This is a genomic window from Streptococcus sp. KHUD_014, from assembly GCF_051106275.1.
Classification (GTDB): domain Bacteria; phylum Bacillota; class Bacilli; order Lactobacillales; family Streptococcaceae; genus Streptococcus.
This window is the reverse complement of record NZ_CP193666.1, coordinates 310508-334756: the sequence shown is the minus strand read 5'-3', so window position 1 is coordinate 334756 and position 24249 is coordinate 310508. Positions and strand designations below refer to the sequence as shown.

Below are 24249 nucleotides of genomic sequence, written 5' to 3'. Positions count from 1 at the left end.
TACTTGTTACCTTTCTGCCCATCTAGCTAATTTGATACAATAATCTTCGATTAAAGCTTCTGTGTCATACATTTTTAGAATGTTCTCAAAATCTATCGCTGATATTTCAGACACATCAAACTCACCTGTAGCATTTATTGCATCAAAATCACTTGGGTATGGAGCTTCTCCCAACTCCAAGGGGGTCCGAGTATCAAAGTAAGCTACGTGTCCATTATGGTAGATATCTAATCGTTTCGTTTCATAGCGTTCCTCGTCTATTTCAGAATACATTATGATCGGATCACAGTCATTCGTATGATTCCAAATTGTTTTATAATACAACATCTAATCCCCCTAATTCCCTAGCTATCTATCCAGTCTAAATCTTCTTTCTTTAGATACCGCCCATATCATAAGCTAGGCAAGTCTTTCGTTCAATCTACTCAGTGATGACATTATCCACTAAGAAAACTGCAATCCCCCATTTCTATGTGGCATTAGTAACAGTAAACTGTACAAGGTCATCCATAAAATTCAATTTCCCAAGCAGTACTATCGTATATTTCCAATCTTACTTGCAAAGCTTCTGTCCCTTTTTCTATAGTTTCAAATTCAACAGGAGTTGTAGAGGAAACAACTATTAAATTATTTACATCCTCTATTCCCTTTGAAAATTTTAAAAGTCCAGCCCAACTCATCTGATAGCCATATTTTGAATTTAAGACTAAATCTTCAAATTCTGGCATAGGCAGATTATTGGGAGCTTTTCCTACAGCATCACATTCAAAGATATACCAATCTTCATGATTAGATGATATTTGGGAAAGAATCTCAAAAAAAGTCAGCTTTTGATTATCCTTTGACAATTGTCCACTTATTTTCAACTCGTATTCTCCAAATTTTCTGTGATAAGGTCCATCTACAATTCTCTCATCTGTCACACGGTCCAAAACACAGTTTACTAAGACTTGTTCCGATAGCTACTTTTAAAGCAGGTTTAATGGCTCCCACCTACTAGGCTAGTCAACCAATCATCATAAAATTGTTTCTGTTCTGCGACACTGACACAGTTTAAGTTTGGTTTATCTTGGTCAAAAATCTCATAAACATTGTTTAAACTAGCTTGTTTTCCCATTTCCAAGAAATAGGCTTTTTCTCCACCAAAATTCATCTGCATCGGAGAAGGAAATACACACTTGTCAGCTCCATTGCATTGGAGAATCCCGCCTTCCTTTTCCAAATCCAGACGATAATTCGTAAGCGCCTCAAAGAAAGAGTCGGCTTCATAGCGTTCAAAACCCGAATCTCTATCAACATCAAGAATACATAATTCTTCGCTATCTCGAATAAAAATCTGACACGTTTCTATTCGATTCTCATCCTTATAATAAATTGGCAATAAAACGACTCTCATTTCCCACCTCTACTGATTTTATGTAATAACTTGAATAGGATGATCAACTTTTGGGATAGACTTAATAAACTGCAAAATCATTCCATCTTTCTAATAAGGTCTCACCATCGATTAATGGTGCTGATAAAAGTTCCTTTGGGCTATAAAAAATGTGATAGTCTTCCTCAGAAACCGTAAAATATAACTCCCCTAAGTCTTTCCTTTGACTGATATAAAACTTTCTATCTTGATAATATAGAACAAACTCTTCCCCATAGGATAATAATTTTTTAAAAAAATTCATATGACATATCTTCATCTCGTTCCATTATTACTAAATTGACCTCTCCATTGTATTCATTCACCACAAGTACCAGCTGGAGGAGTTCCTTATCTTTTTGGTATTACTTTCAACCTCACTATTAATTGAATACATTTATGACTTATTCCTCCAGAAAAAATCATGTTCTGATCGTTTGATTCTTTCAACAGTAACATCCCTAGAAATGATATTGAACTTGACTAATCCTTCTAAAACTATCCTGGTTTGAAAAAAACTGTCATCGTAATATTCAAGAGATATCTCTTGACAGGTATACAAGTAATTTTGTGTAAAATCTTTTACTTTAAATTTTTTGCGATTTTGTGCATCCGTCTCATAATTCAGTGCTGCACAAGCAAGGAAACTGACTTTCCAACATTCCTCTAAATCTACTTTATTCTCATAATAACTTTCTATATATAGATGAACTTCATCACCAAAATATAATATTTGTAAATCTAGAATCCGACCATCCCAATATTCCGTCTGATTTATCTTATCTTGTTTTTCCCTTATTTCAAATTCTCTCATGTCTATTCCCTTCGCTTATTACAGTAACAACTACCATTCCGATTATGTCATCGCTGCCATGGATATGCGGCAGTTTTTTGCCCTATCAAAGTCGTACTCTAGTCTTTGATCGTTTGCATTCTGATTGATTTCAGTTTGATCTAAATCCTATCGTCAAAAATACTTATAAGTCTTAAAATTTTTGTCACTTTAAAAGCACCACAGATATAAACATCCAAATTCTCAAACTTCAATAGTCACTTAAAATCAATCTTCCTCGCATGATGAAGCAATCAAGGAAACCTACCAAGTAGAGATTTCAACACTTTTCCCCATAGAAATTGCATGTTCAAAGCCCAAAATATTATCATAAGACGATAATGTGCTAAACTCTATGCTAATACTCTGTAGTTCGAGCAGACAATTCTTTAAATGATATACTGAAACTCTCCCCTGATACAATTCATTCATAAGGATTGGATAACGACTACCCCAATTTGAATGTTCAAGACGCATGAAGACAGTTGAAAAAAGGAATTCAAAATCCAATTGTCTAATAGATCAAGCCAACCTTTAGGCAAGTGACATCGTAATCCCCCATTAATTTATTTCAACAGAGAATCTCTCATTCTAAGCTATTATAGCATTCTTTCAAGTAAAGTTGTATGGGCTTTTCTAAAATTCATTAAAAAACACCTCATGGTGTGAACCATGAAGCGTTTCGAAAGCTTGGTACAATTGTATTGATTGAACTTTTGAGACAAGTGACTATGTCAGTTTGCAGAACAATTCATATAGAAAACATCTGTGCTCTCCTCTGTATGAAGTGTAAAATACTTTATAAGTTCAATGGAAGATATTCATGTTGGGCTAAACAATTTTCATCACCTTAAAGTGCCCCTCTGGATAATTACCTTGATAGCCAACTGGAATGTAGCCTCCCTCATAAATCAAAAGTAAATCATCATGAAAAGAAGACTCTATCCCAAAATCGTCTTGCAGTAATTTATAGTTTCTAAGAGTGCTTATATCAAATAAAATAGAATCTATGCATGCCTGTGGCAAAAAATTTTTCTGTAGGTATTCTTTTAATATAGGTTCAATAGATTTACGAAAGTAGGCTGCATTTTCATTCCAGATTTTTCCTATTCCAGATCTGACCTGGCCTTTGTTCTTAAGTAAGAATTCACTACGAAATTCCCAAATAAGCTCTTCCCATTCACTAGATTCTATATGTTGCAATCCTTCAGTGCTATCTAATATTTCTATATCAAAGGGAATTTCCATATTACCTTCTCTAAAACACTCAAGAATATACTTCATATCCATATATTTTTCTTTCATTTAGAAAAAACCTCATTTCTTTTTAAGTAACGGCATTCTACCTGGCAAAATTATTTCTGGAGAATGATTCCGTCCCTAATAATCTGGTTCAGCTCTCATAGCAAAAATTGATTTTATAATGACTTATAAAAACTCAATACTCAGTAATAAATTACACGTTTTTTCTTGTTCTTCGATCCGTTATGATAACAGTTTAACTACACTTTACTCATTCTACAGTTTCATTATCCTGCCAAAAGAATTGAGCATCCTTTAACTCCAAATGTTCTATCTGAATATCACGACAAACAATTGTCATATCCATAATACCTAGATCAATTCTGCACTCAACAAAATTTTTATCTTTAGCATGCGGAATCAACGTGAAATTTTGTGCGGAATAACCAAGTTGTGTCTTTTTCAAACTTTTGACATTATAATCTCGCCAATTCTTCCATAGAGCATCTGTTGTATACTCGACTTTACCACATAAAAGGAAGGTTACGCACCAATATTTTTCTTGATTATCCTCATACTCAATAACAGTTTCATCCCCAAAATAGGACACATAAAAATTGTAAATAGGTGCATCCCAATAATTTGTTGAATCTAATTCTTTTTGTTTTTGTTCAATATTCATATCTCTATTCAATAATATTCATTCATACTTATCCCATGGAATATAATCATCTGGACTGCTTTTGTTAGCAATAAAACTGAGCGGCACAATCTCTACATCCCCAAGACTGTCAACTGAGTAAGCTTGACTAGCATTTTTAAACCAGCATTCTAGAACAACATCATAGAACACGAAGTGGGATTTTTCTTTAATCCAGTATGTATTCGCTAATCATCTTTACATTCCCCCAATTTTCAACTGAAAATTGACTAGGATAGACGGAACGCCAATCTGAAATAAGTTTATTTTTCAAAATATCATTTGCAATTTCAGTGTATACTTTTACATCTAGTTTGTTTTGAGTGATGTATTGTTCGACTGGATACTCTTGCTTATAATCATCTGAATATATCCTTATTTTCTGAATTAGTTGATTTGATTGATGTTGATACATGTATTCAACCTGTAAAATATCTGAGTTAGGCAAATCAACATTTATGACAATTAAAACATTCCCATTTCCCAACTCATTATCAGGATATTCGAATACGTAATTAATACTATGAATATTTTTAGGTAAGCTATTTTTCTTGTAGTTTTCCCCGGTTACTCCGTATAGTAAGCCTCTTGTACGTTTTTTTTCCATATCGGGTAAAGATTCTAAAGTAGAGGCTGTTGGAGATAACCAGGACCCTACAGTATGATGGTACTCGTCATGATAAATTTCTTCAAAAACATTACTATATCGTGGCTTTAAAAAAATGAAAGCGAGCGGTAGTAGCATGATTAAAAACGCCCCTATAGATAAGGTATAAAACATTTTTTTATTCATTTTGCGACCTCTTTCTTGTTAATCAATATAATCTTGCAAATCATTTTTACCCTCTTCTAAACTTCGAATAAAATCATAAGAATCTGGATAGTTTTTCTTCAAGTATTCCATGGATTCTGCATCCGTTCGTCTACTATAGGATTGTTTATTCGGGCCTAAAGCTATCGTTTTACCAGGAACCAAATTATTGTAGTCTAAATGTCTCGCAAATACTGGTACTTAATCTACCTATTGTTGGATTCTCCTTATAGGAAGACAAATCCTTCAAAATACTTATTACTTGTGGAAATTTGATTAGCTGTTCCCTATATTTCGAAGAGTTAAATGAAGTAAAAGATTGAAGTACTTCTTCAAGTATATTTTTATCATGACAAAGTATTAAGTTCATCAGAATATTAAAAGCATTTGAAGTATCATACCCTTCTATACAATAAGCCAATTTGTATTTATACAAGCTACTCTTTTCTTCAAGACAAGCACCAAGAGCACACCACTCTCCTTGCTTTAAAGACGGAAGCAAAACATCCATAACATATTCAACATCTGCATCATAAAAAGTATCACCTAAGTAAGGTTGAGATAATACTGTATCTAATTCTTTATAGCAATCCATACTAAAAAACTTTCCTCCGTTAAGAAAGTAGCTCCCTAACTATCATAATATCTTACAAGTCAACAGTCAAGTCCAGTATCGTCAGCCACTTCACCCTTATAGGCAACTGGCTGACAAAACTTGTCTGTACTTGTCTTTCTTGCGCTCTAGAGGCTATCGTGACTGGATGCGAGAGCTTGTCCGTCCTTGGTCTGGCTGTCACAGAGCACGATATAAAGATAAGCCTCGCATTATTTGAATGATTATTGGGAGACTTTGTGCCTATTGAACAGTAAAAATACTTGAATCAATTTCTTCAAGTGTTCTTTATCTGATAATTCTAATTTGCTAATTGTTTATTGCCTTAAAATCTTATAACTCTTTGATTTCTATGAACTTGCAAACTATATTATATCCATCATAACCATCAAGATATAAAGAATAATGCTTTAATTCTTGGAGCTTGTTCATTTCTTCAAAAAGATTCCTGTTAGCTTCCATTAACTGTAGTATAATTGATGAATTAAATATTTCTAAAACTTTATCATAAGCTTCGATTGTGTTTACCGAAAACAATGCGTTTACCTTTGAAAAATAGTGGACTTCTTGAAATATCAATTCAACTTCTGAATAGATATCATCGTAGTCATATCCCTTTAAATTGATACAAATAGTTGTACCTGAAAAAGTTATTTGAGGTAACTCAGACAAAAGTGAAGAAAACATTGGAAGAGTGTATATCGTTTTATTTTCCATTATTCGTACCCCCTCTAGGTCTTACAGTAGAAATAGTTAGTTTATTACGTAGCAGCTGCTCAACAGTAGTTTATTATGCGATGGGTTAGCGATATTATCCGGTACATAGCACTGATCTAGGAACTCCTGCAACTGTTAACGCTTGAGAGGTTCTTGTGTTTTTTCTAACAACTAAGGGGTTATGATTAACTCTCTCTATCTCAGTTACAATACCTAGCATATCCTAATAATTTAGGCTCTTTAGCCAATAATTCTCCAAGCTCTTTACAGAAAAAGTTACCTTTAAAATGAAGTTGAGATCGCATCATCTCAACTTCACTTTATCATTATTTTTTCTTAGTTCTCAAAACCCACTCCGCCTGTAATCTGGGTAATGAGTTCTAAATGTTCTTTTATGCCAACCTTGTCAATATTGGTTAGATCCCTTTTTCCTCCAAGTACAAGAAGAGGAACAAAACCAAAGCATTGATTGTAATCCAAGCTCCCATACTCCTTAACCGCTTCTTCATAGAAAGGAATATCAAAATAGTCCTTTAACAACTCTTCATCCTCTAAATCTTCTAGAAAATAGTACATATCTTCTAAAATAGTGGTGAAATTTTCCTCCTTGTATTCTACAATTCTCAGATAGTCTCCTTCCTCCAGAGTGATAATATCCCCAAATGCAGTTATAAAAACAGGAATAGATAAATCACCTCTAAAATAGGTCTTTTGTACAAATTCTATATATTCTTCTGGATTGATAATTTTTAGATAACCATCAAGTAAAAATCCCAGTCCATATTGTTGCCACAATTCCACTAATTCGTCTGGAACTTTTGAGGCGTACTTTTCAATGACTTCTTCTGGCATAGCTGCAAATTTGGTAAATTGTAAGTTCATTTTTTCTCCTAGTATTGTAATTTAACATTTAAGTAAATTTTATTTAAGTCTTCAAAAGATGTAGTTCTAACGATTTCATCCACAACATTATCTTTAATAGTAATTGCTGTAAAATTTTTAGACTATAGCGAAATTATAGTAGAATCTATCCCAAACTCTAGAAAATTTTATTTTTAACCGAAGTAAAAAAATAAATCTTTACAAAAATCAATCTCCTCTTGAGTTAAATCTCCGTTTTTTTCTTTGTCTAAACTATATAGCACACCTCTCACAGTATTAACAGACTTTGCTTGCTCTAACATTTGTAAACGTATTTCAGGATTATCAATGTATTTAATAATAATATTACATAATTTTTCTTTAACATCATCATAATTCATATTAGTCACCTATAAGATCCACTTTTTTAAATTTAATTACCGAATTAGTTTTCAATTGTGGATAGCCTCCTTTACCATATTCGGGATAATAAGATGTGATTGGCTCCAAAACTTTTCCTGTATCTCCGGCTTCCTTAGGAACATACACATTATCCATTATCTGAAGTATATCGAACTCTCCACGAATTTTCACATTGCTCCAAGCAGGAGATATTTGATAAGCATCTTGCATCTTACTAGCTAAATCAAATTTAGATAAACCGATGTAACTTCTAGGGGCTTCACTGATCCTCATTGTCTGTTCAGCATACTTAGAATCCATATGATGATAAAACGTTGATGCAAAGTTCTACACATAAAAATCTGATTTAGATGTAATTTTAGACACTGGTAAAGCTAACGCAAGTTATCGTACCAGCAAGGCAAGTGGTTTACTAGTCGCCCCAGGCAATTCTAGTTGTTGAACAGGAATCATATCCTTGCGTGACCTCGTGACCAGTAAATCTCCTGCCATCGGCTTCGTCAGAAGCGGAATTCGAACTATTTGGCTACTTAGGCCGTCAGTTACTGCCTTAATAAAGTACCGTCCTGACTATCATAATATCTTTCTCATGCATAGTCAAGTCCTCCCCTAAAAAGACATCCAAGTGAAAATCCTTAAATATCCGTAAACATTGATCGTATCGTGTTGATTAACCTTTTGAGGCAACTGACTTTGTCAGTTTGCAGCCACATTTGTAAGCGACTAAAGTCGCAACAACTGCGTCAATTGCGCTAATTTAGTAAGAAAGTATAAAAAAGAACACCCCGAAAGGTGCTCTTTGTAAGTATAGTAATTCTTTCGAAGAACGGTTACTAAATTGTGATGATTTACGAGCTTTTTTCAATCCTAGTTTGAAAAATCTGGCTTTTAGGACAGCTCAAAATCACTCGATAGCAACCGTCCGAAGAGTTTCTTCTGATTTCAATTTCAAGAAATAGGAATAGATGTATCTAAAATAGTGCAATTTCTTAACGCAAAACTTCCAATCCTATCCTCTTCCTTCTTATCCTAATAAAGTTTGTAATATTGGAATAACAACGATAAATAGAACCGTACTTAGAGTCACCACATTCGTAGAGAATTCCACATCTCCTTTTCCCTGATTAGCAAGGATCGGAAGAACAGCTAAAGCTGGTGTAGCGGACTGAATCATAAAGGTCTTAAATTCTACTGTCTCCATATTTGGTGCAAAGAACTTCAATACAAGAAGCATGATTAGAGGAGCTAGGATAAAACGTCCAACTAAAGTGACAATTGTATCTTTATCAAAAGTAATAGTTTTCAAACCTGCCTTTGCAAGAACGATACCAATATAAATCAGAGATAGGGGAGTGACGATATTTCCAACATAGGTTAAGGTATTCGTTGCGAAATCTGGAATAGAGATTCGAAGAATCAAAAATAGCAGAGCCACAAGAAAACCTACAAGCGGAGCTGGTAGCAATTTCTTCCAGTCAAATTTACTTGTCTCCTTGCTTTGACCCGATTTACTGTCGCTCGTCATCAAATACACGCCCAATGTCCAGGTGGAAATCGTGTTGGTGATATAGTAAATTAAGAAATAAGGAAGAGCCTGATCCCCAAAAAGAGCAACGTTTAAAGGTAAACCAATAAAAATAGTATTGGCATTCACAAAGGTATTCATCATGGTTCCTCGCCGTCCTGGACGAACCTTGAAAACCACAACTGCAATATAAGCTACGATATAGCCCGAGATAAAGGCCACAAATGTATAAAGGAGACCTCCAGAAAGACTGATTAGTTTATCTAGTGTTAGGTATTTCATCACCGACACAAAGATTGACGCTGGCAAGGCTACATTCATGATCAAACGAGATAGGTTAGGTCCAAAGGCATCTCCAAACCATCCCTTCACCTGAAGAATATACCCCAAAACAATGATAGCGATAATCGGAATGATACTCGTAATCGAGGTTAAAAAGAGTGACATAGGTATCCTTTCTAAATTACTTAAGTCCACAGCCCATACAAATCTGTCGCTAGCGAAGGATAGACAGCAGCAATGAATTATTTATACTCTGGATACCACTTCAAATCACGAACTGCTTTGGCCATATCTGTTTCCTTAGCACGCGCCAGACCTTGCTCTTGTGCTTTTTTAGCGACTGCTTCTGCTACTTTAATAGAAACATCTGCTACATACTTGAATGGTGGCAAGACAGGAGCTCCTGGTTGGCCTGGATTGACAATACCACTCAATGAATGAGCTGCTGCTCCAATCATTTCATCAGTCAAAAGACTTGCTTCAGAAGCCAGCATACCTAGACCAAGACCTGGGTAAATCAAGGCATTATTGGCTTGACCAATCACATAGTCGACACCTTTATAAGAAACCGTATCAGCAGGAATTCCTGTTGCGACAAAAGCCTTGCCATCTGACCATTCAATCAAATCTTTGGCACTAGCTTCTGCTAGTTTGGTTGGATTTGACAAAGGGAAGATCATCGGACGCTCTGTATTTTCACACATAGCTTCTACTATTTCTTTAGTGAAGGTATTAGGCTGAGTCGAAGTTCCTACAAGAATGGTTGGCTTCACAGTCTTCACTACTTCAAGCAGATCAGTCAACTTGTCTGCGTTACTAAAGTCAGCACGTTTCTTAGCAAACGGTTTTTGTTCAGGAGTTAGGTCATCCATGTCATCAAAGAGAAGACCTTGTTTATCAACCATAAAGAAACGTTTATAGGCTTCTTCTTCAGAAAGACCTTCACTTACCATTTCACGAAGAACACGAGCGGCAATTCCTGCACCCGCAGTACCACCACCATAGCAGAGATAAACTTGATCTGTTAATTTTTCACCACTAATATCCAGCGAACCAAAGATACCACCTAGGGTAACGATTCCTGTACCTTGAATATCATCATTAAAAGTTGGAATTTGTTTCCGGTATTTTTCAAGAATATTGGCAGCATTCGAGCGGCCGAAGTCTTCCCAGTGAAGGTAGAGTTTAGGAAAGAGACGTTCTGCTGTTTGAACAAATTGGTCAATGAAGTCGTAGTAACGATCACCACGAACCCGTTCGTGACGATTTCCTAAGTAATTAGGATTGTTACGAAGTTCTTCACGGTTAGTCCCTGCATCAATAACTAAAGGAAGAACCATAGAAGGATCGATTCCAGCAGCACCCGTGTAGACCATCAATTTCCCAACAGAAATATCGACACCATTTGTTCCCCAGTCACCGATTCCAAGGATTCCTTCTGCATCTGTTACAACAATGAGACGAATCTCGCGATCCCCAGCAGCATTTTTCAAAGTGGCTTCAATATTTTCAGGATGATTGATATCAAGATATCCCGCATATTGGGGGTCTACAAAGAGGTCACTATAGCCTTCAATGGTATCTGCAATGGTTGGATCATATACAATTGGATTGAATTCTTCCAAATGTTGAGAAAAGAGGTAATAGAAAAGAGTCCGGTTGGTATTAAAAATTTCCATTAGGAAAAGACGTTTTTCCAAATCATTGGCTTTTGTTTGCATTTGTGCATAAGTTTGCGCCGCTTGTTCTTCGATCGTTTGAACATACGGTGGCAGTAAACCAATAAGACCTAGTTCCTTTCGCTCCTCTAAGGTAAAGGCAGTACCTTTATTGAGGAAAGGGTTGTTTAAAATATCATGTGCAGTCATAGTGCAACCTCCTTTTTACTTCTATTATACCACTTAAAATGAATTGTTTAGAAAACTTTGTTGTTTAAAAAATACTATCGTGTACGCATATGTTATAATGAGTCTACGAAGACAATTTTCTAATAAGCTCTTTATACTTAAAACACTATTATTAATGGCACTTTAAGTTGTTATATTTTATAAAGTTCTGAACTCATAAAACTCTCGATGATCACTCTTTACTAAAAGTTTCGAGTAAAAGAAACTAATCATACAAATTGGCAATCCGAATTAAAATAAATATTATATAAGTTTGTTATACAATACTTTGTATTTTTTAAGATGTTTTTTTGTCATGCAAAACTTGTATTCTATTTATATGACGAATAAAAACTATTTACAACACTATATTTCCCAAAAAGTGAAATATTTTCGAACACAGAAAAAAATGAGCCAGGAAGAACTTTCGGAACAAGCAGGACTTGGGCTTAAGTATATCAATCAACTTGAAAACCAAAATGTGAATCTGACCATTCACAGTCTTGAAAAAGTGATTGTCGCCCTAAAGATGACCCCAGAGGAATTTTTCAATTTTGATAGCCTTGAATCAACCTCTGATAAGACCGATAATCTTTCACTCAAAAGAATCAACACGAAGATTAAACAGCTCCCTATTGATAAACGAGAAAAGATGTTGGTCATTTTTGAAAGTATCTTAGATAACCTCTGATATCCCTGACTCACTTACATTTTAACCGGTGAATACTCGTATAGTCAAATTGTGGGATACGGATAAAAATTATTTATCTGGTGATTTCCACTTATTTTCCTTCTCCAACTAATGAAAGTGAGCCCATATGAATTTAAAAGATCTACAATATTTTTATGACCTCTGTCAGCTTCAATCCTATACGGAAGTAGCAAAACAACACAAAGTCAGCCAACCATCTATTTCTTATGCCATCAAGCGCTTAGAGGAATCTTTTAATTGCAAATTGATTCACCACGATCCCTCGCATCGTTCCTTCAAACTCACTCCTCAAGGACAAATCCTTCTAAAGCATACAGAAAAGATCTTACCTGAGGTTATTTCTACTCGCAAAGAAATTAATCGCTCCTTGGCCCAATACTCTACTGTAGGATTCCCACCTATTATCATTCAGTATCTCTTTGCTGCCTTAAACGAAAAAAATAAATTCGATTTTTTAAAAAAGGTACGCCCTATCCGCGGTGGCTCCGTAGAGTTATTAAATCTTCTCCTCAAAGGAGACCTTGATGCAAGCCTACTCGGCTTGATTGAACCACTCAATCATCCCTCAATAGAGACACATGAACTCTTTCATAAAGAACTGTATGTCGTTTTATCTAAGAACCATCCTCTTGCTACTGCTCCTTCCCTCACTTTTGAAGATTTAGTAGATCAATCCTTTATACTTTTAGACGAACACTTTGTTCACCTGAAAGCTTTTGAACTACTTAATCAAAAGCATCAAAACAAGGCAGAAATATTCTTTAAGAGTGACGACATTGTCATCATTAAAGAACTTTTAAAGAAAGGGATTGGCCTTAGTTTGCTGGCTGATATCGCACTTTCTGATGAAGATGATGATTTAATAAAAATCCCTCTAATACCGGAGGACCAGATAACATTTACAGTTTATTATGCTTATCTCAAATCAGCTACACTGTCATCAGAAGTAGAAGCCTTATTTAATCTCATTAAATCATATGAATAGAAAAAAACTCTAACTATCAACCACCTGATAGCTAGAGTTTTTTTACATTATAGGTATTAGACTAAAGTACGAAGAAATAGGATATGATCGCCGAATTTTTCATTTGCCTGATACCCTTCAAGGAGATTTCTAATTATAACTCTACAAGATATTAATAAAAAAGAACACCCCGAAAGGTGCTCTTTGTAAGTATAGTAATTCTTTCGAAGAACGTTTTGAGTGCAGTGGTTACCATCCAATCAAACATCGCTTCGCTTGTTTTCTTGGGGCAACTGTGCATAGCATATCTCTATGCGACTAAAGCCGCTAGAGCTATCCTAATTGCGCACCACCAGTTCTCATAGAAAAAACACCTTGCAAGATGCAAAGTGTTTTCGTCTGTATTCTGCTGTCCAGCAACGAATTAACGTTTAGAGAACTGGCTAGCTTTACGAGCTTTCTTAAGACCTGGTTGGGGCACCACTTATTTCATCTAATTTCAAAGTGCTTTAAAATCAACGTTTTCATAAGTTTTCAAAAAATAAAATTTCAACTAATTTTAATCAATTTCATCAAAATAAGGTAAACTTTCATCAAAAATAAGCAAAAATCGAACCAGAATATCAAAAGTTTACCTTATATAAAATCTTTACATATCAGAGCAACACCATAGAAAAGAGAGCATAACGCTCTCTTTCTTTTTTATCTAAATTTTCGTTTTCCAGCTAAAGCAAGTAGTCCAGCACTTGCTCCAAGCAATGCTAAAAGTCCTGAATCCTTTGTTCCTGTATTTGGAAGTTGTTTCTTAGGTTCTGCTTTTGTATTTGTAGTTTGTGCAGGAGCTTGATATGTTTTATCGTCTTTAGTTCCCATCGTAGCAACATTAACAGGTTTGTTTTGAGCCTTAGCATCTACAATATCAACTACTTTACCGTCAGCGTTAGTGACTTCTTGAGGTTGACCACCTGCCTTACGGATTGCATCTGCTTTATCTTTCAAAGCTTGCAAACGTTGTTGTTCAGCAAGGTATGCGTCATGGTCGGCTTTGAGTTGCTTGAAGTTCTCATACCCACGAGCCTTAACTTCTGCGATACCCTCTAGGCGAGCCAACTCTTTCTTAGCAGTGGCAATATTTGCTTCCGCAGATGCAACAACTTCTTTTTGTTTAGCTACATCTTGATTAGCCTTGTCTGACTCAGCCTTAGCCTTATCAACATCAGCTTGAGTAGGAACTTTAGGAACTATTTCGTCCTTAGCAACAACCGCACCATTACCAGCTCTTCCAGATGCTTCACCCGCCTTGCGAATTTCCTCTTCTTTTTCTTTCAAAGCTTGCAAGCGTTGTTGTTCAGCAAGGTATGCGTCATGGTCGGCTTTGAGTTGCTTGAAGTTCTCATACCCACGAGCCTTAACTTCTGCGATACCCTCTAGGCGAGCCAACTCTTTCTTAGCAGTGGCAATATTTGCTTCCGCAGATGCAACAACTTCTTTTTGTTTAGCTACATCTTGATTAGCCTTGTCTGACTCAGCCTTAGCCTTATCAACATCAGCTTGACTAGGAACTTTAGCAACAATCTCGTTATTGGCAACTACTTTTGTTGCTGGCTCATTAACTGCTACCTCAGTCTCATTAGCAGATACCCCAGTAGTTACCCCAAGAGCCGAGATTGCAAGCGTTGAAATAACCGCTTTTTTGATGGCGCCATGGCCTTGTGCGTTTGATTCCATCATATAAACTCCTTTTGATAATTTTATAGTCCTATTTTATCATATTATACAGTTTTTTAAAACTATTTTATGTAGTATTTCTCTTCAATAGTAGTTGGGGCACCGCTTATTTCATCTAATTTTAAAGTACTTTAAAAACAACATTTTCCTAGTTTATATTATCATTCCTATAATACCCTTAAATGCAACATTTGTTAAGAAAACAAACAGGACAACATCATAATGTGAGAATAGTTAAAATTTATAAAAAAAAAAAGCCTGAGGCTTAGTCAAAAATTCCTAAAATGCGGGAATCTCTCCTACTTCAAACTTATAATTCGTATACACGAATTATAAGAATAATGAGGTTTCACCTCAAACACCAATTTATTCATAAAAATTTATTTTCAATTGTTTATTCCCTAAAGGGAATTATACTCCAAAATCAAGATTCTGTCAAGTTAAATTTCAGTTACAAATCTTTGCCCTACCCTCCCCCCACAAGTGCTGTGGGGATTTTTTGTTTTTTCTAAACTTTTTTCACTTTTTTGTCCGACGACACCCCAAAAAATCTCCTTATAAATAAGAACAACTGTCCAGCTCATGACATAAAACCGAGCAAGAACTCACTTACCATTTTTGTCCAAAAGAAAGGAATGAAATGATGACAAAAAAACAGAACTCAAAACAACCAAAACCTGACAAGGTCGCTATCCGAAGAGAAAAAAAAATTAAGGAAGCGATTGAACGTGGCGACTGGAAAAGAGTTGCCCATCTTCTATCATTACCACTCGACAATGCCGAGAGGAAAGACAGGTATCATGGCAAACTCAGCCTCAATTTCACCTATAAGAGGAAAGAAATGCTTGACTTTCTACCTGACAATTCCAGACACTCCAGTCCTCTTGAATCACTTATTTATGAAGAAGATATGAAGATTGTCTATCAGACAATTGATAAGTTTGACGATATCGTACAAAGCATTATCTATGGTTACTTCTTTGAAGATAAGAATTTTACTCAATTAGCTGAAGAAGTTCACCTCAGTGACAAAACAGTCAAAAGAAGGCTAGAAAAATCACTCAAACTTCTGAGGGAAAAACTTGAAGAATAAATAAAGAACTGTCCAGTTCATGACATAAAACCGAGCTTGTTTCTTCTCACTTTTAAATTTGCTTATAGAAAGGTCTATCCATATGAAAATTAAACCACAACACCGCAAAGGCGGTTACTCAAAACACATCGCCCAACAATACGTTGACCTCAACGCTCCTATCTACTTACTGAGTGACGAACTCGAACCCCAACAAAAGTACGAAAACAATAAACCGACAGGGGAAATTGTCGCTTATAAAGCTTGGTTTGGACAAAAAGGTCTCCCTCCTTTTCAAGTGAAATTTACAGAAGCACCTGAACTACCAGACTACCTATCTCTGGTTTCATTTGAAAGTCTAATGGCATGCGAAGTTAACTACAATGTCTACTTCAAAGCTGACGGATTGAAAGAGGTGAACTAATGGTTTCAACTCTCACACAAAGAGAGTTGGAACAATACCTGTTGCAGAGCCTAAATATGGGTTTGGGCTCTGTCTTACAGGGTGAGACATCCTACACCAACTCTTTTAACATTCTTGTCAAAGAAGACGGTTTTATCTTTGTCCCTCGCCTTCCTTGTGGCTTTATCATTGATGATGACTTGTATCAGAAGATTTTCTTAATTGCTAATGCGTCATTATATCCACAGTATACATTACTAAAGCAAAATTCGGCTTACTTTGTCGCATTAAAGGCAGAGGATATTCATGTTCAGCGAGGCTTATTCTTCCCATGGAAAAGAGGAGTTTCGGAACGCTTGGTTATTCCAGACCTTGAAACATTTGCCTCATCTCTAAAGGGTAATAATATTCCTATCATGAAAAATCTAACCATTAACTACGATAAGGTAACATCACTTGCGATTGCAGGAAATTCAGGTAGTGGGAAAAGCTATGCGCTTACATACCTTTTAAGTGTCCTCAGAAACTTCTCAGACTTGATTATCATTGACCCTAAATTTGATACACCATCACGTTGGTCAAGAGAACACCAAATCCCTGTCATTCATCCCCATGAAAACCGTTCTAAGTCTGATTTTGTGTCAGAAATTAACGAAAGTTTGAGCCAGTGTTTGACACTCATCCATAAAAGGCAAGGGATTTTATTTGAAAATCCACGATATGAGTTTAAGCACTTGACTATTGTCATTGATGAAGTCCTTGCCTTGTCAGAAGGGGTCAATAAAACCATAAAAGATTCCTTCTTCTCTTTATTGTCTCAAATCGCGTTACTGGGACGAGCCACACGAGTTCATTTACTTCTAGTCAGTCAACGCTTTGACCATACTACCATACCAGTTTCTGTTCGAGAACAATTAAATGTTCTGATACAAATTGGAAACATTAATAAAAAGACCACACAGTTTTTGTTTCCCGACCTTGACCCAGAAGGCATTGTTATTCCAATCGGAAAAGGAACTGGCTTAATTCAAATCATTGATAACGAACATCCCTATCAAGTTCTCCCCCTCCTCTGCCCCACCTATTACACCACGAAAGGAATTTTATAGACTATGAAAAAAACGAATTTTCAAAAAACCATACATCCAGCAACTACTCTTTTTATAGTAGGAACCCTATCTATGCTTATTTCAATCTTATTGAGGCTTGGAATGAATCCCTTGGAAAACAGTATCTATTTCACATCTCTGTTTGACTTCCTGAATTTACTTCACTTTATCAGCTCATCTATTTCTTTCTTGTCCCTTCTCTTATTCTTTGGATTGCTTGGCTATGAAATCAAGATACGCCAGAGTGAAGATAGAATAATTAACCTCTTTAAATCCATCATACAGACCTTTTCTCTTCGTCTTTTTCTGATTCAAAGAGAACACTCAGAAACGGTAAGCACAAGCGAGCAAGGAAATGTAAAGAGATACAACCCTATCAACAGACAGTTCAATAAAGCGATTCAGAAAGTGGTTGTAGATATACGAGAGGAAAGCACAACCTTGATTATTCCTGTCCCCAAATCTCAACAAGCCATTAGAATTCTAAAAGATTTAGAAACAATCATCAGTGAAGAAATTTCTAGTCGCAATCCTGACTATTATTTTTCAAGACCTGAAAGAAAGGGCATGGACTTCTACTTTATCGGAACAAGACGTAAATGATAGGACGGGCGCTATGGCGCACGAAGTGAACGCCACCTAGCGCCCGTCTGCTTGGTATATGGACTAACGGGTTACTACGACCCCGTTAGTCCAATAATCAATAATCACAAAAATATCAAAAAAACGTCTTCCACCTTCCGAAAGAACCCTTCTAAATCTCCTTATAGATAGTAATACAATTTGAAAGCGAGGTATGTTGCATATGTCAAAAGAACAACGTTCCAATAAATGGGCTTTTCTTTTCTACAGAGAAAGCGCCCCTGAAGACTATTTAGAAATCCTTGAAGGTCTTCATATTCCCTTTATCTTATCCCCTTGGCACGATAAAGATGTTAATAGAAAAACAGGGGAGCTTAAAAAAGCTCATAAACATGGTGCCTTTTTCTTTGATTCACTCAAAAGTTATTCTCAAGTATCTGAACTCATCAAGGATAAATTAAAGGGGCCTGCCCATGTAGAGCCTATTATGTCTCCCAAGGGGATGTATGACTACTTTGTCCACGCAGAGAATCCTGAGAAAAGTCAGTACGATATTAAAGACATAGAGACCGGATGCGGATTTGAATTAGACAAATTCCTCATAAACAATAACAACGATGATTTTCTATCAACTATTATTGACGTGATAGACAAGAAGAATTTCACAGAGTTTAATCATTTGGTTAGATATGCGAGAGAAGAAAATCCGAGCTTATTAAGGCTTATCGTAGATAAAACATACTTTTTCGCCAAATATTTAGATTCACGAAGGTATAGCACAGACAAAAGTAAAATAACTTCATCAGAAAATTCCTTGACGAATACTCCTAATGAAACTAGTGACGTCATATCAAACAATACTTCAATAGAAGTATAATGGAGGAAAAGCTATGCAAGTAATCTTACCAGATGAACAAATTCAACAAATTCAACTTTTACTCTCTAATCTTATAAATAAAGAAATCAGAGAGCAATTAAACAAGAGCGGTATCGATAGTCCCTATTTGAACAAACAACAAGCTTGTAACTATTTAGGTATATCAAATAATACACTGGATTCTTGGATTGTAAAAGGCTTACCCAAAATCAAAATCGGTAAAACGATTCGATTCCATAAAGACGCTATCGATCAATGGCTAAACTTACATAACTAGAAATATCTATATTTTTGTTTTATAATAGTCATGATATTTTCTGGTTCGATACACAAGGAGAATATCATGACTATCAGTAAGACAAAAAACGGAACTTATCGCTTAAAAGTCTATATCCCAATTGAAGCACGAATGCCACTTGGTATTGTTAATAGCAATTATTACGATAAGCGATTTAAAACTAGAAAGGAGGCAAGACGGGCTGAGATAGACTTGCTTACCAAGTTAAATCAAATAGAAGATAATGAGTTTACAGGACTAGCAAAAGGAGATATTCTTTTCTCAGACTTCTATAACAATATCTGGTGGGATTCTTATAAAGCAGGACAAACTACATCTACTTCTAAACCACCTAGCAGTTCAACAGTTGCTAATACCAAAACCTGTTTTGAAAAACATATACTACCACTTCTTGGAAACTATACGATACAGTTTCTAAATCAAAATAAGCAAGTTATCCTAAATCTAATGACATCTAAGGCTAATGAATATGCGAACTTCAAATCTTTACGTAGCTATGTGATTTCCATTTTTGATTGGGCAGAAGAACTTGAGTATATAGAAGCTAATAAAGTTGCAAAAATATTAAGAAGAATAAAAGCCACTAAAAAGATTCAACTTGCAGAGGCAAAGAGAGAGGAAGATTTATATCTAACTCATGAACAACTCCAAGAATGGTTCTCAGCATTTCAAGAAGATTTAGAGAATGATAAAATAACCCTTAAAGATTATGTCCTATTTTATCTTACTTTTTTCTTAGGCGATAGAAAATCTGAAACCTATGCTCTTCAATGGAAACATATAGACTTTTCAAAATCACAGATTCAGCTAATTCAAGCTTTAGATAGATATGGACAAGTAAAATCTACTAAAGGAAATAAGAAAACTATTTTCTCTATTTCTAATGACTTACTTCAACTTCTTACCTCTTGGAAAGAGCAACAAAAATATGAACTGGCAAAGTTTGGTATCATCAGCAATCCAGAACAATTCATCTTCACTTATATAGATACCAGAGGGAATATCAATAAACCTTTACATGCAGACTATCTTAATAATAAGATGAAAACTATCAAAAAGCGACACCCAGAGCTTACACACGCTACGCCACACAAACTACGTCATACGGGAGCGACGCTCGCTAAGCAGGCAGGAATGAGCTTAGAAGCCATTTCTGAAGCTCTGACACATAGCGACACAGGTACAACTCAGATTTATGTCAATACTTCTAATGTAGTCCCTATGGCAGTCGGTGAATTTGCCTTACAGTCTCTAAAACAATAAGGTGAAAATAAGGTAAACTTTGAGGTGAACTTTTTCAAAAAACATAAAAAAAGCACCCATGAGGTAAACTCTTGAGTGCTTTGAAACGTTGATATAATCGTATTGATTAACGTTTTGAGAATTGTGATGCTTTACGAGCTTTCTTAAGACCTGGTTTCTTACGCTCAACTTTACGTGAGTCACGTGTAAGAAGTCCTGCGCGTTTCAATGAATCGCGGAAGTCTGGGTCTACTTGAAGAAGGGCACGAGCGATACCGTGACGGATAGCTCCTGATTGACCAGCGTATCCACCACCTACAACGTTAACGAAAACGTCGTATGAACCTACAGTTGAAGTAACTGCGAATGGTTGGTTGATGACAAGACGAAGGTCAGCGTGTGGGATGTACTCTTCAACATCTTTTTTGTTAACAGTGATTTTACCAGTTCCTGGAACAAGGCGAACGCGTGCAACAGCGTTTTTACGACGTCCAGTACCTGCATATTGTGCTTGTGACATACTTTATTGTTCCTTTCCTTAGATAAGTCCTGAAATATCAAGAACTTCTGGTTGTTGTGCAGCGTGAGTGTGCTCAGCTCCAACGAATACTTTCAATTTCATACCTTGAGCGCGGCCAAGAGTATTGTGTGGAAGCATACCTTTAACTGATTTCTCAATCAAACGTACTGCATTTTTAGAACGAAGTTCACCAGCAGAGATTGATTTCAATCCACCTGGGTGGTTTGAGTGAGTGTAGTAGATCTTATCAGATGCTTTTTTACCAGTCAATTTAACTTTTTCAGCATTGATAACGATTACGAAGTCACCTGTATCAGTGTGTGGTGTGAATGTTGGTTTATTTTTTCCGCGAAGTACGCTAGCAACAACTGCTGAAAGGCGTCCAAGAGGTACATCAGTTGCGTCAACAACGTACCATTTGCGTTCTACTTGGCCTGGTTTAGCCATGAATGTAGTTTTGTTCATGATTTCTCCTATATGAATATCGTTTTTGTTTACAGGGCGGATGTTCCGGTCCGCGGGGTATTTGAAAGGTTCCGGGGCCTTACAAATGGGGTAAACAATACCGTCTACTATTGTATCAAAATTCTCAGATAAAAGTCAAGAGATTGGGAAAATATTTTTTTATTTCTGCCAGATTCTCAACCTTTTTTCTGCCTGTTCCTGAAGGATTGTTTGAAAAATTTTAGAGAATAAGTAAATAGCGCAAGTCAAGAATAGCGTTACCACTAGATAATTGATCAAACGACCGTGGTCTCCAACCAATGGTGGTCTTGTCAAAAATCCATAATCTCCACCTGTTACTAAATTGACCATGAAAATCAAGGCATTGAGCGAAGACGTGATAATTAGGATTCGTTTGAAATCCAGTAAACTAGCATCGTAGTCCTTCAGGAGATAAATCAAGGAATTCCCAAAGAGGGCCAAGTGTCCGAAAATAAAGGACAGGATGGCAATGTGGGGGAAGGGATAGGGATCTGGCACTGGATAAATAAAAGCTGCCAAAGTTCCGAAGGTTCCCAATACAGCAAAATACTGTTTGACTCTAGAGACACCCGGGGTCAAAAGCACTACAAACATAGCCAAACGGCAATGATAAAAGGGTAGACTTTCTGTCAAAGGCATCTGATTAACCAAATACCATCCGTAGAGCAGGATTAGCTGTACCGCCTGTAAAATCTGGAAAAATCGTTGACAGATTTTTTTCTCACCATAACGGTAGGCAAGAAATACAGTCAATGCTAATAAGGTAAATAGACTTCCATACCAAAGAAGATCAAATTGGGGTGGCTCCGTCGGCTGCGTGCTAAATAAAGCATCCCAAAAATTCATGTAACTTTCCTCATTTTCATATAAGCCAATCTCTTACTGATTTTTATAGAGCCTAGCTTACATTTATTTCTTATATTTTTGTGTTCAAAAGAAGCTATCGGCCTTAAGATAAAGCAAAGCTTCTAATCGATATATTGTTCCCGCTCACCCTTATAGACCTGCCATAGAATCTCCATTTGTTCCTTGGTTATTCTTTTTTCAGATAAGGGAGGGAGAGCCGAAATGTCAAAAAATCCTAATTCAGCAACTTCTTGATTTTCCTGAAAGCGTCCATCTAATAACTGACAGTCAAAGACGAACTTTACATACTGCTTGTTCTGAAGTTGAAAGCGGTTGGTATCAAAAATTGCCAATAAAGAACCTACCTCTACAGAAAAGCCTGTTTCTTCCTGAACTTCTTTCCGGATATTTTCCTTAGGCGAATAGCCTACTTCACCAAAGCCACCAGGTAATGCCCAAGTATCTTCTCCTTGTCCCCTAACCAGGCAAATCTTCTGGTCTTGAACAATCCAAGCCCGCACATCCATCAAGGGAGTTGCATAGCTACCTGTTGGTTTTAAAATTGCAGTCAATTCCTCTTGATTGAGCTCTGTTTGATCCTGCAAAACACTCCATAAAATCTGACGTAAATCCTCATAACGTTCACGATCAAATGGATCCTTTGTATAGGTCAACCCAGTATCGGTAATCGCTAACATTCTCTGCATAGCTTTGGCGAAATCAGTTGTGCTCATTTTCTAAGCTTTCTACTAGCTTGGCTAGATTCATAGAGTTCGAACCTTTAAGCAGAATCTGGTCATGTGCGCCAAGACTTTCCTTGACCTGCTTAACCATGGCTTCAAACTGGTCTTCTTCAGCAGTTTTCTTGAAGTAATAAACATGGCCGATTGGGAACATTTGACTGGCTAATTGAGCTAAGTCAGCAATGTCTTCACCGTAGAAAATCACGGTATCAAGGGCATCGGGTGTAATGCTCAAAATCATTTGATTATGAAGTTGAACAGACTGGCCTCCAAGTTCTTTCATGTCTGCCAGAACTGCGATTTTCTTGCCACCTTCATTGGCCGGGATCGCTGAAAATGTTTCTAAAATCAACTTCATGGCAGTTGGATTGGCATTGTAGACATCTGATAAGATATCTGCTCCATTGGCAGCTTTTTTCCACTCCGTACGATTGCGGGTCAATTCTAGATTTTGGAAGGCTTGACCTATCTGCTCCTCAGTCACTCCTTCTTGCAGAGCAACATAAGAAGCAATCATAGCATTAGTAGCATTGTACTTACCAGTTACTGGCAAGTCAAGAGCCTGCTCCAAGAAATTAGTCTTGAAGGTTAAACTATCCTTACGCTCTATTAAGTCTGTAATTTCTAGTTCTGCATCTGGACCAAAACGAACTACTTTTTTATCAGCAGGTAGGTAATCCTCTACAATGGGATCAGATGGCGCCAAAAGTAAGCTACCTTTCTCCATACCATCAGCAATCTGTAATTTACCTTTGGCAATCTCTGAACGATCCTTAAAGAAAGCTAAGTGAGCCTCTCCGACCAGAGTCACAATAGCTGTCTTTGGACGAGCCAGTTCAGATAAAAGATGGATGTCTCCCAAATGATCCTGGCCCATCTCCAAGACTAACTTCTCAGTATCATCTGGCATATGAAGCACTGTATAAGGTAAGCCAATCTCGTTATTGTAATTTCCTTGAGTCTTATAAGTTTTGTAACTTGCAGAAAGCAAATGGGCCAACATATCTTTGGTAGTTGTTTTCCCATTTGAACCTGTAACGGCAAAGACATCTACACCAGTCTTTTGAAGGTAGTAGGCTGCGAGAGCTTGAAAGGCTGTCAAAACATCATCTACTAAAATGTAAGGATGATTTGCCACTTCCTTCTCTGACAGGGTTACAGCAGCGCCGTTTTCAAAAGCTGTCTCGACAAAGTCATGACCATCACGCGCCCCCTTGAGTGGCACAAATAAATCACTGGCTCCAATCAAACGACTATCAAACTCTGCCTTGACTAGTGGACTATCCGGATAGACTGATACGTCATTTTTAGCACCAACAAGACGCGCAACTTCGTGAATCGTAAGTTTCATATTTACTCCT

The 24249-nt window shown here is 36.5% G+C and carries 32 protein-coding genes; 9 read left to right on the top strand and 23 right to left on the bottom strand.

Annotated features, from left to right (window positions below):
* Nucleotides 1-6: 6 nt before the first annotated feature.
* The 17 genes from ACORHT_RS01760 to ACORHT_RS01680 form a co-directional block, all read right to left on the bottom strand.
* Complete coding sequence (locus ACORHT_RS01760; protein WP_434350388.1) at nucleotides 7-273, bottom strand: DUF6881 domain-containing protein; 267 nt, start codon at nucleotides 271-273, stop codon at nucleotides 7-9.
* Nucleotides 274-503: 230 nt separating this feature from the next.
* The gene (locus ACORHT_RS01755) at nucleotides 504-932 is read right to left on the bottom strand and encodes a hypothetical protein (RefSeq protein WP_434350387.1); all 429 of its coding nucleotides are present in this window, start codon (nucleotides 930-932) and stop codon (nucleotides 504-506) included.
* Between the two features lie 47 nt (nucleotides 933-979).
* Nucleotides 980-1396: a hypothetical protein gene (locus ACORHT_RS01750; RefSeq protein ID WP_414284289.1), complete on the bottom strand. Its 417-nt coding sequence runs from the start codon at nucleotides 1394-1396 to the stop codon at nucleotides 980-982.
* A 61-nt stretch (nucleotides 1397-1457) separates the two neighbouring features.
* Entirely contained in the window at nucleotides 1458-1679 is a 222-nt protein-coding gene (locus ACORHT_RS01745; RefSeq protein WP_434350386.1) for a hypothetical protein, read from the bottom strand.
* Nucleotides 1680-1811: 132 nt separating this feature from the next.
* Nucleotides 1812-2228, bottom strand: coding sequence for a hypothetical protein (locus tag ACORHT_RS01740; protein WP_434350385.1), 417 nt, complete (start codon nucleotides 2226-2228; stop codon nucleotides 1812-1814).
* Nucleotides 2229-2510: 282 nt separating this feature from the next.
* Complete coding sequence (locus ACORHT_RS01735; RefSeq protein ID WP_434350384.1) at nucleotides 2511-2723, bottom strand: Imm70 family immunity protein; 213 nt, start codon at nucleotides 2721-2723, stop codon at nucleotides 2511-2513.
* 354 nt (nucleotides 2724-3077) lie between these two features.
* On the bottom strand, nucleotides 3078-3551 hold the full coding sequence (locus ACORHT_RS01730) for a hypothetical protein (protein ID WP_434350383.1): 474 nt from the start codon (nucleotides 3549-3551) through the stop codon (nucleotides 3078-3080).
* A 208-nt stretch (nucleotides 3552-3759) separates the two neighbouring features.
* Entirely contained in the window at nucleotides 3760-4170 is a 411-nt protein-coding gene (locus ACORHT_RS01725; RefSeq protein WP_434350382.1) for a hypothetical protein, read from the bottom strand.
* 18 nt (nucleotides 4171-4188) lie between these two features.
* Nucleotides 4189-4341, bottom strand: coding sequence for a hypothetical protein (locus tag ACORHT_RS01720; RefSeq protein ID WP_434350381.1), 153 nt, complete (start codon nucleotides 4339-4341; stop codon nucleotides 4189-4191).
* Between the two features lie 16 nt (nucleotides 4342-4357).
* Nucleotides 4358-4981 (bottom strand): TipC family immunity protein, encoded by a 624-nt coding sequence (locus ACORHT_RS01715; RefSeq protein WP_434350380.1) that lies wholly within the window; start codon nucleotides 4979-4981, stop codon nucleotides 4358-4360.
* Between the two features lie 184 nt (nucleotides 4982-5165).
* Nucleotides 5166-5594 carry a hypothetical protein gene (locus ACORHT_RS01710; protein ID WP_434350379.1) on the bottom strand — a complete coding sequence of 143 codons (429 nt, stop codon included), beginning with the start codon at nucleotides 5592-5594 and terminating at the stop codon, nucleotides 5166-5168.
* A gap of 351 nt (nucleotides 5595-5945) precedes the next feature.
* Nucleotides 5946-6329, bottom strand: a complete 384-nt coding sequence (locus ACORHT_RS01705; RefSeq protein ID WP_434350378.1) for a hypothetical protein — start codon at nucleotides 6327-6329, stop codon at nucleotides 5946-5948.
* Nucleotides 6330-6665: 336 nt separating this feature from the next.
* Entirely contained in the window at nucleotides 6666-7211 is a 546-nt protein-coding gene (locus ACORHT_RS01700) for a T6SS immunity protein Tdi1 domain-containing protein (protein ID WP_434350377.1), read from the bottom strand.
* 173 nt (nucleotides 7212-7384) lie between these two features.
* Nucleotides 7385-7591, bottom strand: a complete 207-nt coding sequence (locus tag ACORHT_RS01695) for a hypothetical protein (protein WP_414273538.1) — start codon at nucleotides 7589-7591, stop codon at nucleotides 7385-7387.
* Nucleotide 7592: 1 nt separating this feature from the next.
* Nucleotides 7593-7913 carry a hypothetical protein gene (locus tag ACORHT_RS01690; protein WP_434350376.1) on the bottom strand — a complete coding sequence of 107 codons (321 nt, stop codon included), beginning with the start codon at nucleotides 7911-7913 and terminating at the stop codon, nucleotides 7593-7595.
* A gap of 724 nt (nucleotides 7914-8637) precedes the next feature.
* Nucleotides 8638-9585: an AEC family transporter gene (locus ACORHT_RS01685; protein WP_281137463.1), complete on the bottom strand. Its 948-nt coding sequence runs from the start codon at nucleotides 9583-9585 to the stop codon at nucleotides 8638-8640.
* Nucleotides 9586-9662: 77 nt separating this feature from the next.
* Entirely contained in the window at nucleotides 9663-11288 is a 1626-nt protein-coding gene (locus ACORHT_RS01680; protein WP_075231519.1) for a malolactic enzyme, read from the bottom strand.
* Nucleotides 11289-11646: 358 nt separating this feature from the next.
* On the opposite strand from ACORHT_RS01680, the gene ACORHT_RS01675 reads away from it, so the two are divergent.
* Both ACORHT_RS01675 and ACORHT_RS01670 read left to right on the top strand, forming a co-directional pair.
* On the top strand, nucleotides 11647-11997 hold the full coding sequence (locus ACORHT_RS01675; protein ID WP_434350375.1) for a helix-turn-helix domain-containing protein: 351 nt from the start codon (nucleotides 11647-11649) through the stop codon (nucleotides 11995-11997).
* Between the two features lie 127 nt (nucleotides 11998-12124).
* Nucleotides 12125-13003, top strand: a complete 879-nt coding sequence (locus ACORHT_RS01670) for a LysR family transcriptional regulator (RefSeq protein ID WP_434350374.1) — start codon at nucleotides 12125-12127, stop codon at nucleotides 13001-13003.
* 681 nt (nucleotides 13004-13684) lie between these two features.
* Here ACORHT_RS01670 and ACORHT_RS01665 read toward each other — a convergent pair.
* Nucleotides 13685-14713: an LPXTG cell wall anchor domain-containing protein gene (locus tag ACORHT_RS01665; RefSeq protein WP_434350373.1), complete on the bottom strand. Its 1029-nt coding sequence runs from the start codon at nucleotides 14711-14713 to the stop codon at nucleotides 13685-13687.
* A 640-nt stretch (nucleotides 14714-15353) separates the two neighbouring features.
* On the opposite strand from ACORHT_RS01665, the gene ACORHT_RS01660 reads away from it, so the two are divergent.
* The 7 genes from ACORHT_RS01660 to ACORHT_RS01630 all read left to right on the top strand — a co-directional run bounded on the left by ACORHT_RS01660 (nucleotide 15354) and on the right by ACORHT_RS01630 (nucleotide 20314).
* Complete coding sequence (locus ACORHT_RS01660) at nucleotides 15354-15803, top strand: RNA polymerase sigma factor (protein ID WP_075228867.1); 450 nt, start codon at nucleotides 15354-15356, stop codon at nucleotides 15801-15803.
* An 88-nt stretch (nucleotides 15804-15891) separates the two neighbouring features.
* Complete coding sequence (locus ACORHT_RS01655; protein ID WP_180364485.1) at nucleotides 15892-16206, top strand: hypothetical protein; 315 nt, start codon at nucleotides 15892-15894, stop codon at nucleotides 16204-16206.
* Nucleotides 16206-17294, top strand: a complete 1089-nt coding sequence (locus ACORHT_RS01650) for a cell division protein FtsK (protein WP_075228869.1) — start codon at nucleotides 16206-16208, stop codon at nucleotides 17292-17294. Before ACORHT_RS01655 ends, ACORHT_RS01650 begins: the two co-directional genes overlap by 1 nt.
* A gap of 3 nt (nucleotides 17295-17297) precedes the next feature.
* A complete protein-coding gene (locus ACORHT_RS01645) occupies nucleotides 17298-17897 on the top strand; it encodes a hypothetical protein (protein WP_434350372.1) in 600 nt (199 codons plus the stop codon).
* Between the two features lie 202 nt (nucleotides 17898-18099).
* On the top strand, nucleotides 18100-18753 hold the full coding sequence (locus tag ACORHT_RS01640) for a replication protein (RefSeq protein ID WP_075228871.1): 654 nt from the start codon (nucleotides 18100-18102) through the stop codon (nucleotides 18751-18753).
* Nucleotides 18754-18766: 13 nt separating this feature from the next.
* On the top strand, nucleotides 18767-19030 hold the full coding sequence (locus tag ACORHT_RS01635; protein WP_075228872.1) for a helix-turn-helix domain-containing protein: 264 nt from the start codon (nucleotides 18767-18769) through the stop codon (nucleotides 19028-19030).
* 66 nt (nucleotides 19031-19096) lie between these two features.
* Nucleotides 19097-20314 carry a site-specific integrase gene (locus ACORHT_RS01630; protein WP_434350371.1) on the top strand — a complete coding sequence of 406 codons (1218 nt, stop codon included), beginning with the start codon at nucleotides 19097-19099 and terminating at the stop codon, nucleotides 20312-20314.
* A gap of 106 nt (nucleotides 20315-20420) precedes the next feature.
* Here the strand turns inward: ACORHT_RS01630 and rpsI are convergent, their stop codons facing one another.
* The 5 genes from rpsI to ACORHT_RS01605 all read right to left on the bottom strand — a co-directional run bounded on the left by rpsI (nucleotide 20421) and on the right by ACORHT_RS01605 (nucleotide 24239).
* Nucleotides 20421-20813: a 30S ribosomal protein S9 gene (gene rpsI, locus ACORHT_RS01625; protein WP_000075973.1), complete on the bottom strand. Its 393-nt coding sequence runs from the start codon at nucleotides 20811-20813 to the stop codon at nucleotides 20421-20423.
* 18 nt (nucleotides 20814-20831) lie between these two features.
* Nucleotides 20832-21278, bottom strand: a complete 447-nt coding sequence (rplM, locus tag ACORHT_RS01620; protein ID WP_001044622.1) for a 50S ribosomal protein L13 — start codon at nucleotides 21276-21278, stop codon at nucleotides 20832-20834.
* A gap of 159 nt (nucleotides 21279-21437) precedes the next feature.
* Nucleotides 21438-22145 (bottom strand): YwaF family protein, encoded by a 708-nt coding sequence (locus ACORHT_RS01615; protein WP_434350370.1) that lies wholly within the window; start codon nucleotides 22143-22145, stop codon nucleotides 21438-21440.
* A 122-nt stretch (nucleotides 22146-22267) separates the two neighbouring features.
* Nucleotides 22268-22879 (bottom strand): NUDIX hydrolase, encoded by a 612-nt coding sequence (locus ACORHT_RS01610; protein ID WP_434350369.1) that lies wholly within the window; start codon nucleotides 22877-22879, stop codon nucleotides 22268-22270.
* The gene (locus tag ACORHT_RS01605; protein WP_434350368.1) at nucleotides 22866-24239 is read right to left on the bottom strand and encodes a UDP-N-acetylmuramoyl-tripeptide--D-alanyl-D-alanine ligase; all 1374 of its coding nucleotides are present in this window, start codon (nucleotides 24237-24239) and stop codon (nucleotides 22866-22868) included. Before ACORHT_RS01605 ends, ACORHT_RS01610 begins: the two co-directional genes overlap by 14 nt.
* Nucleotides 24240-24249 lie beyond the last annotated feature (10 nt).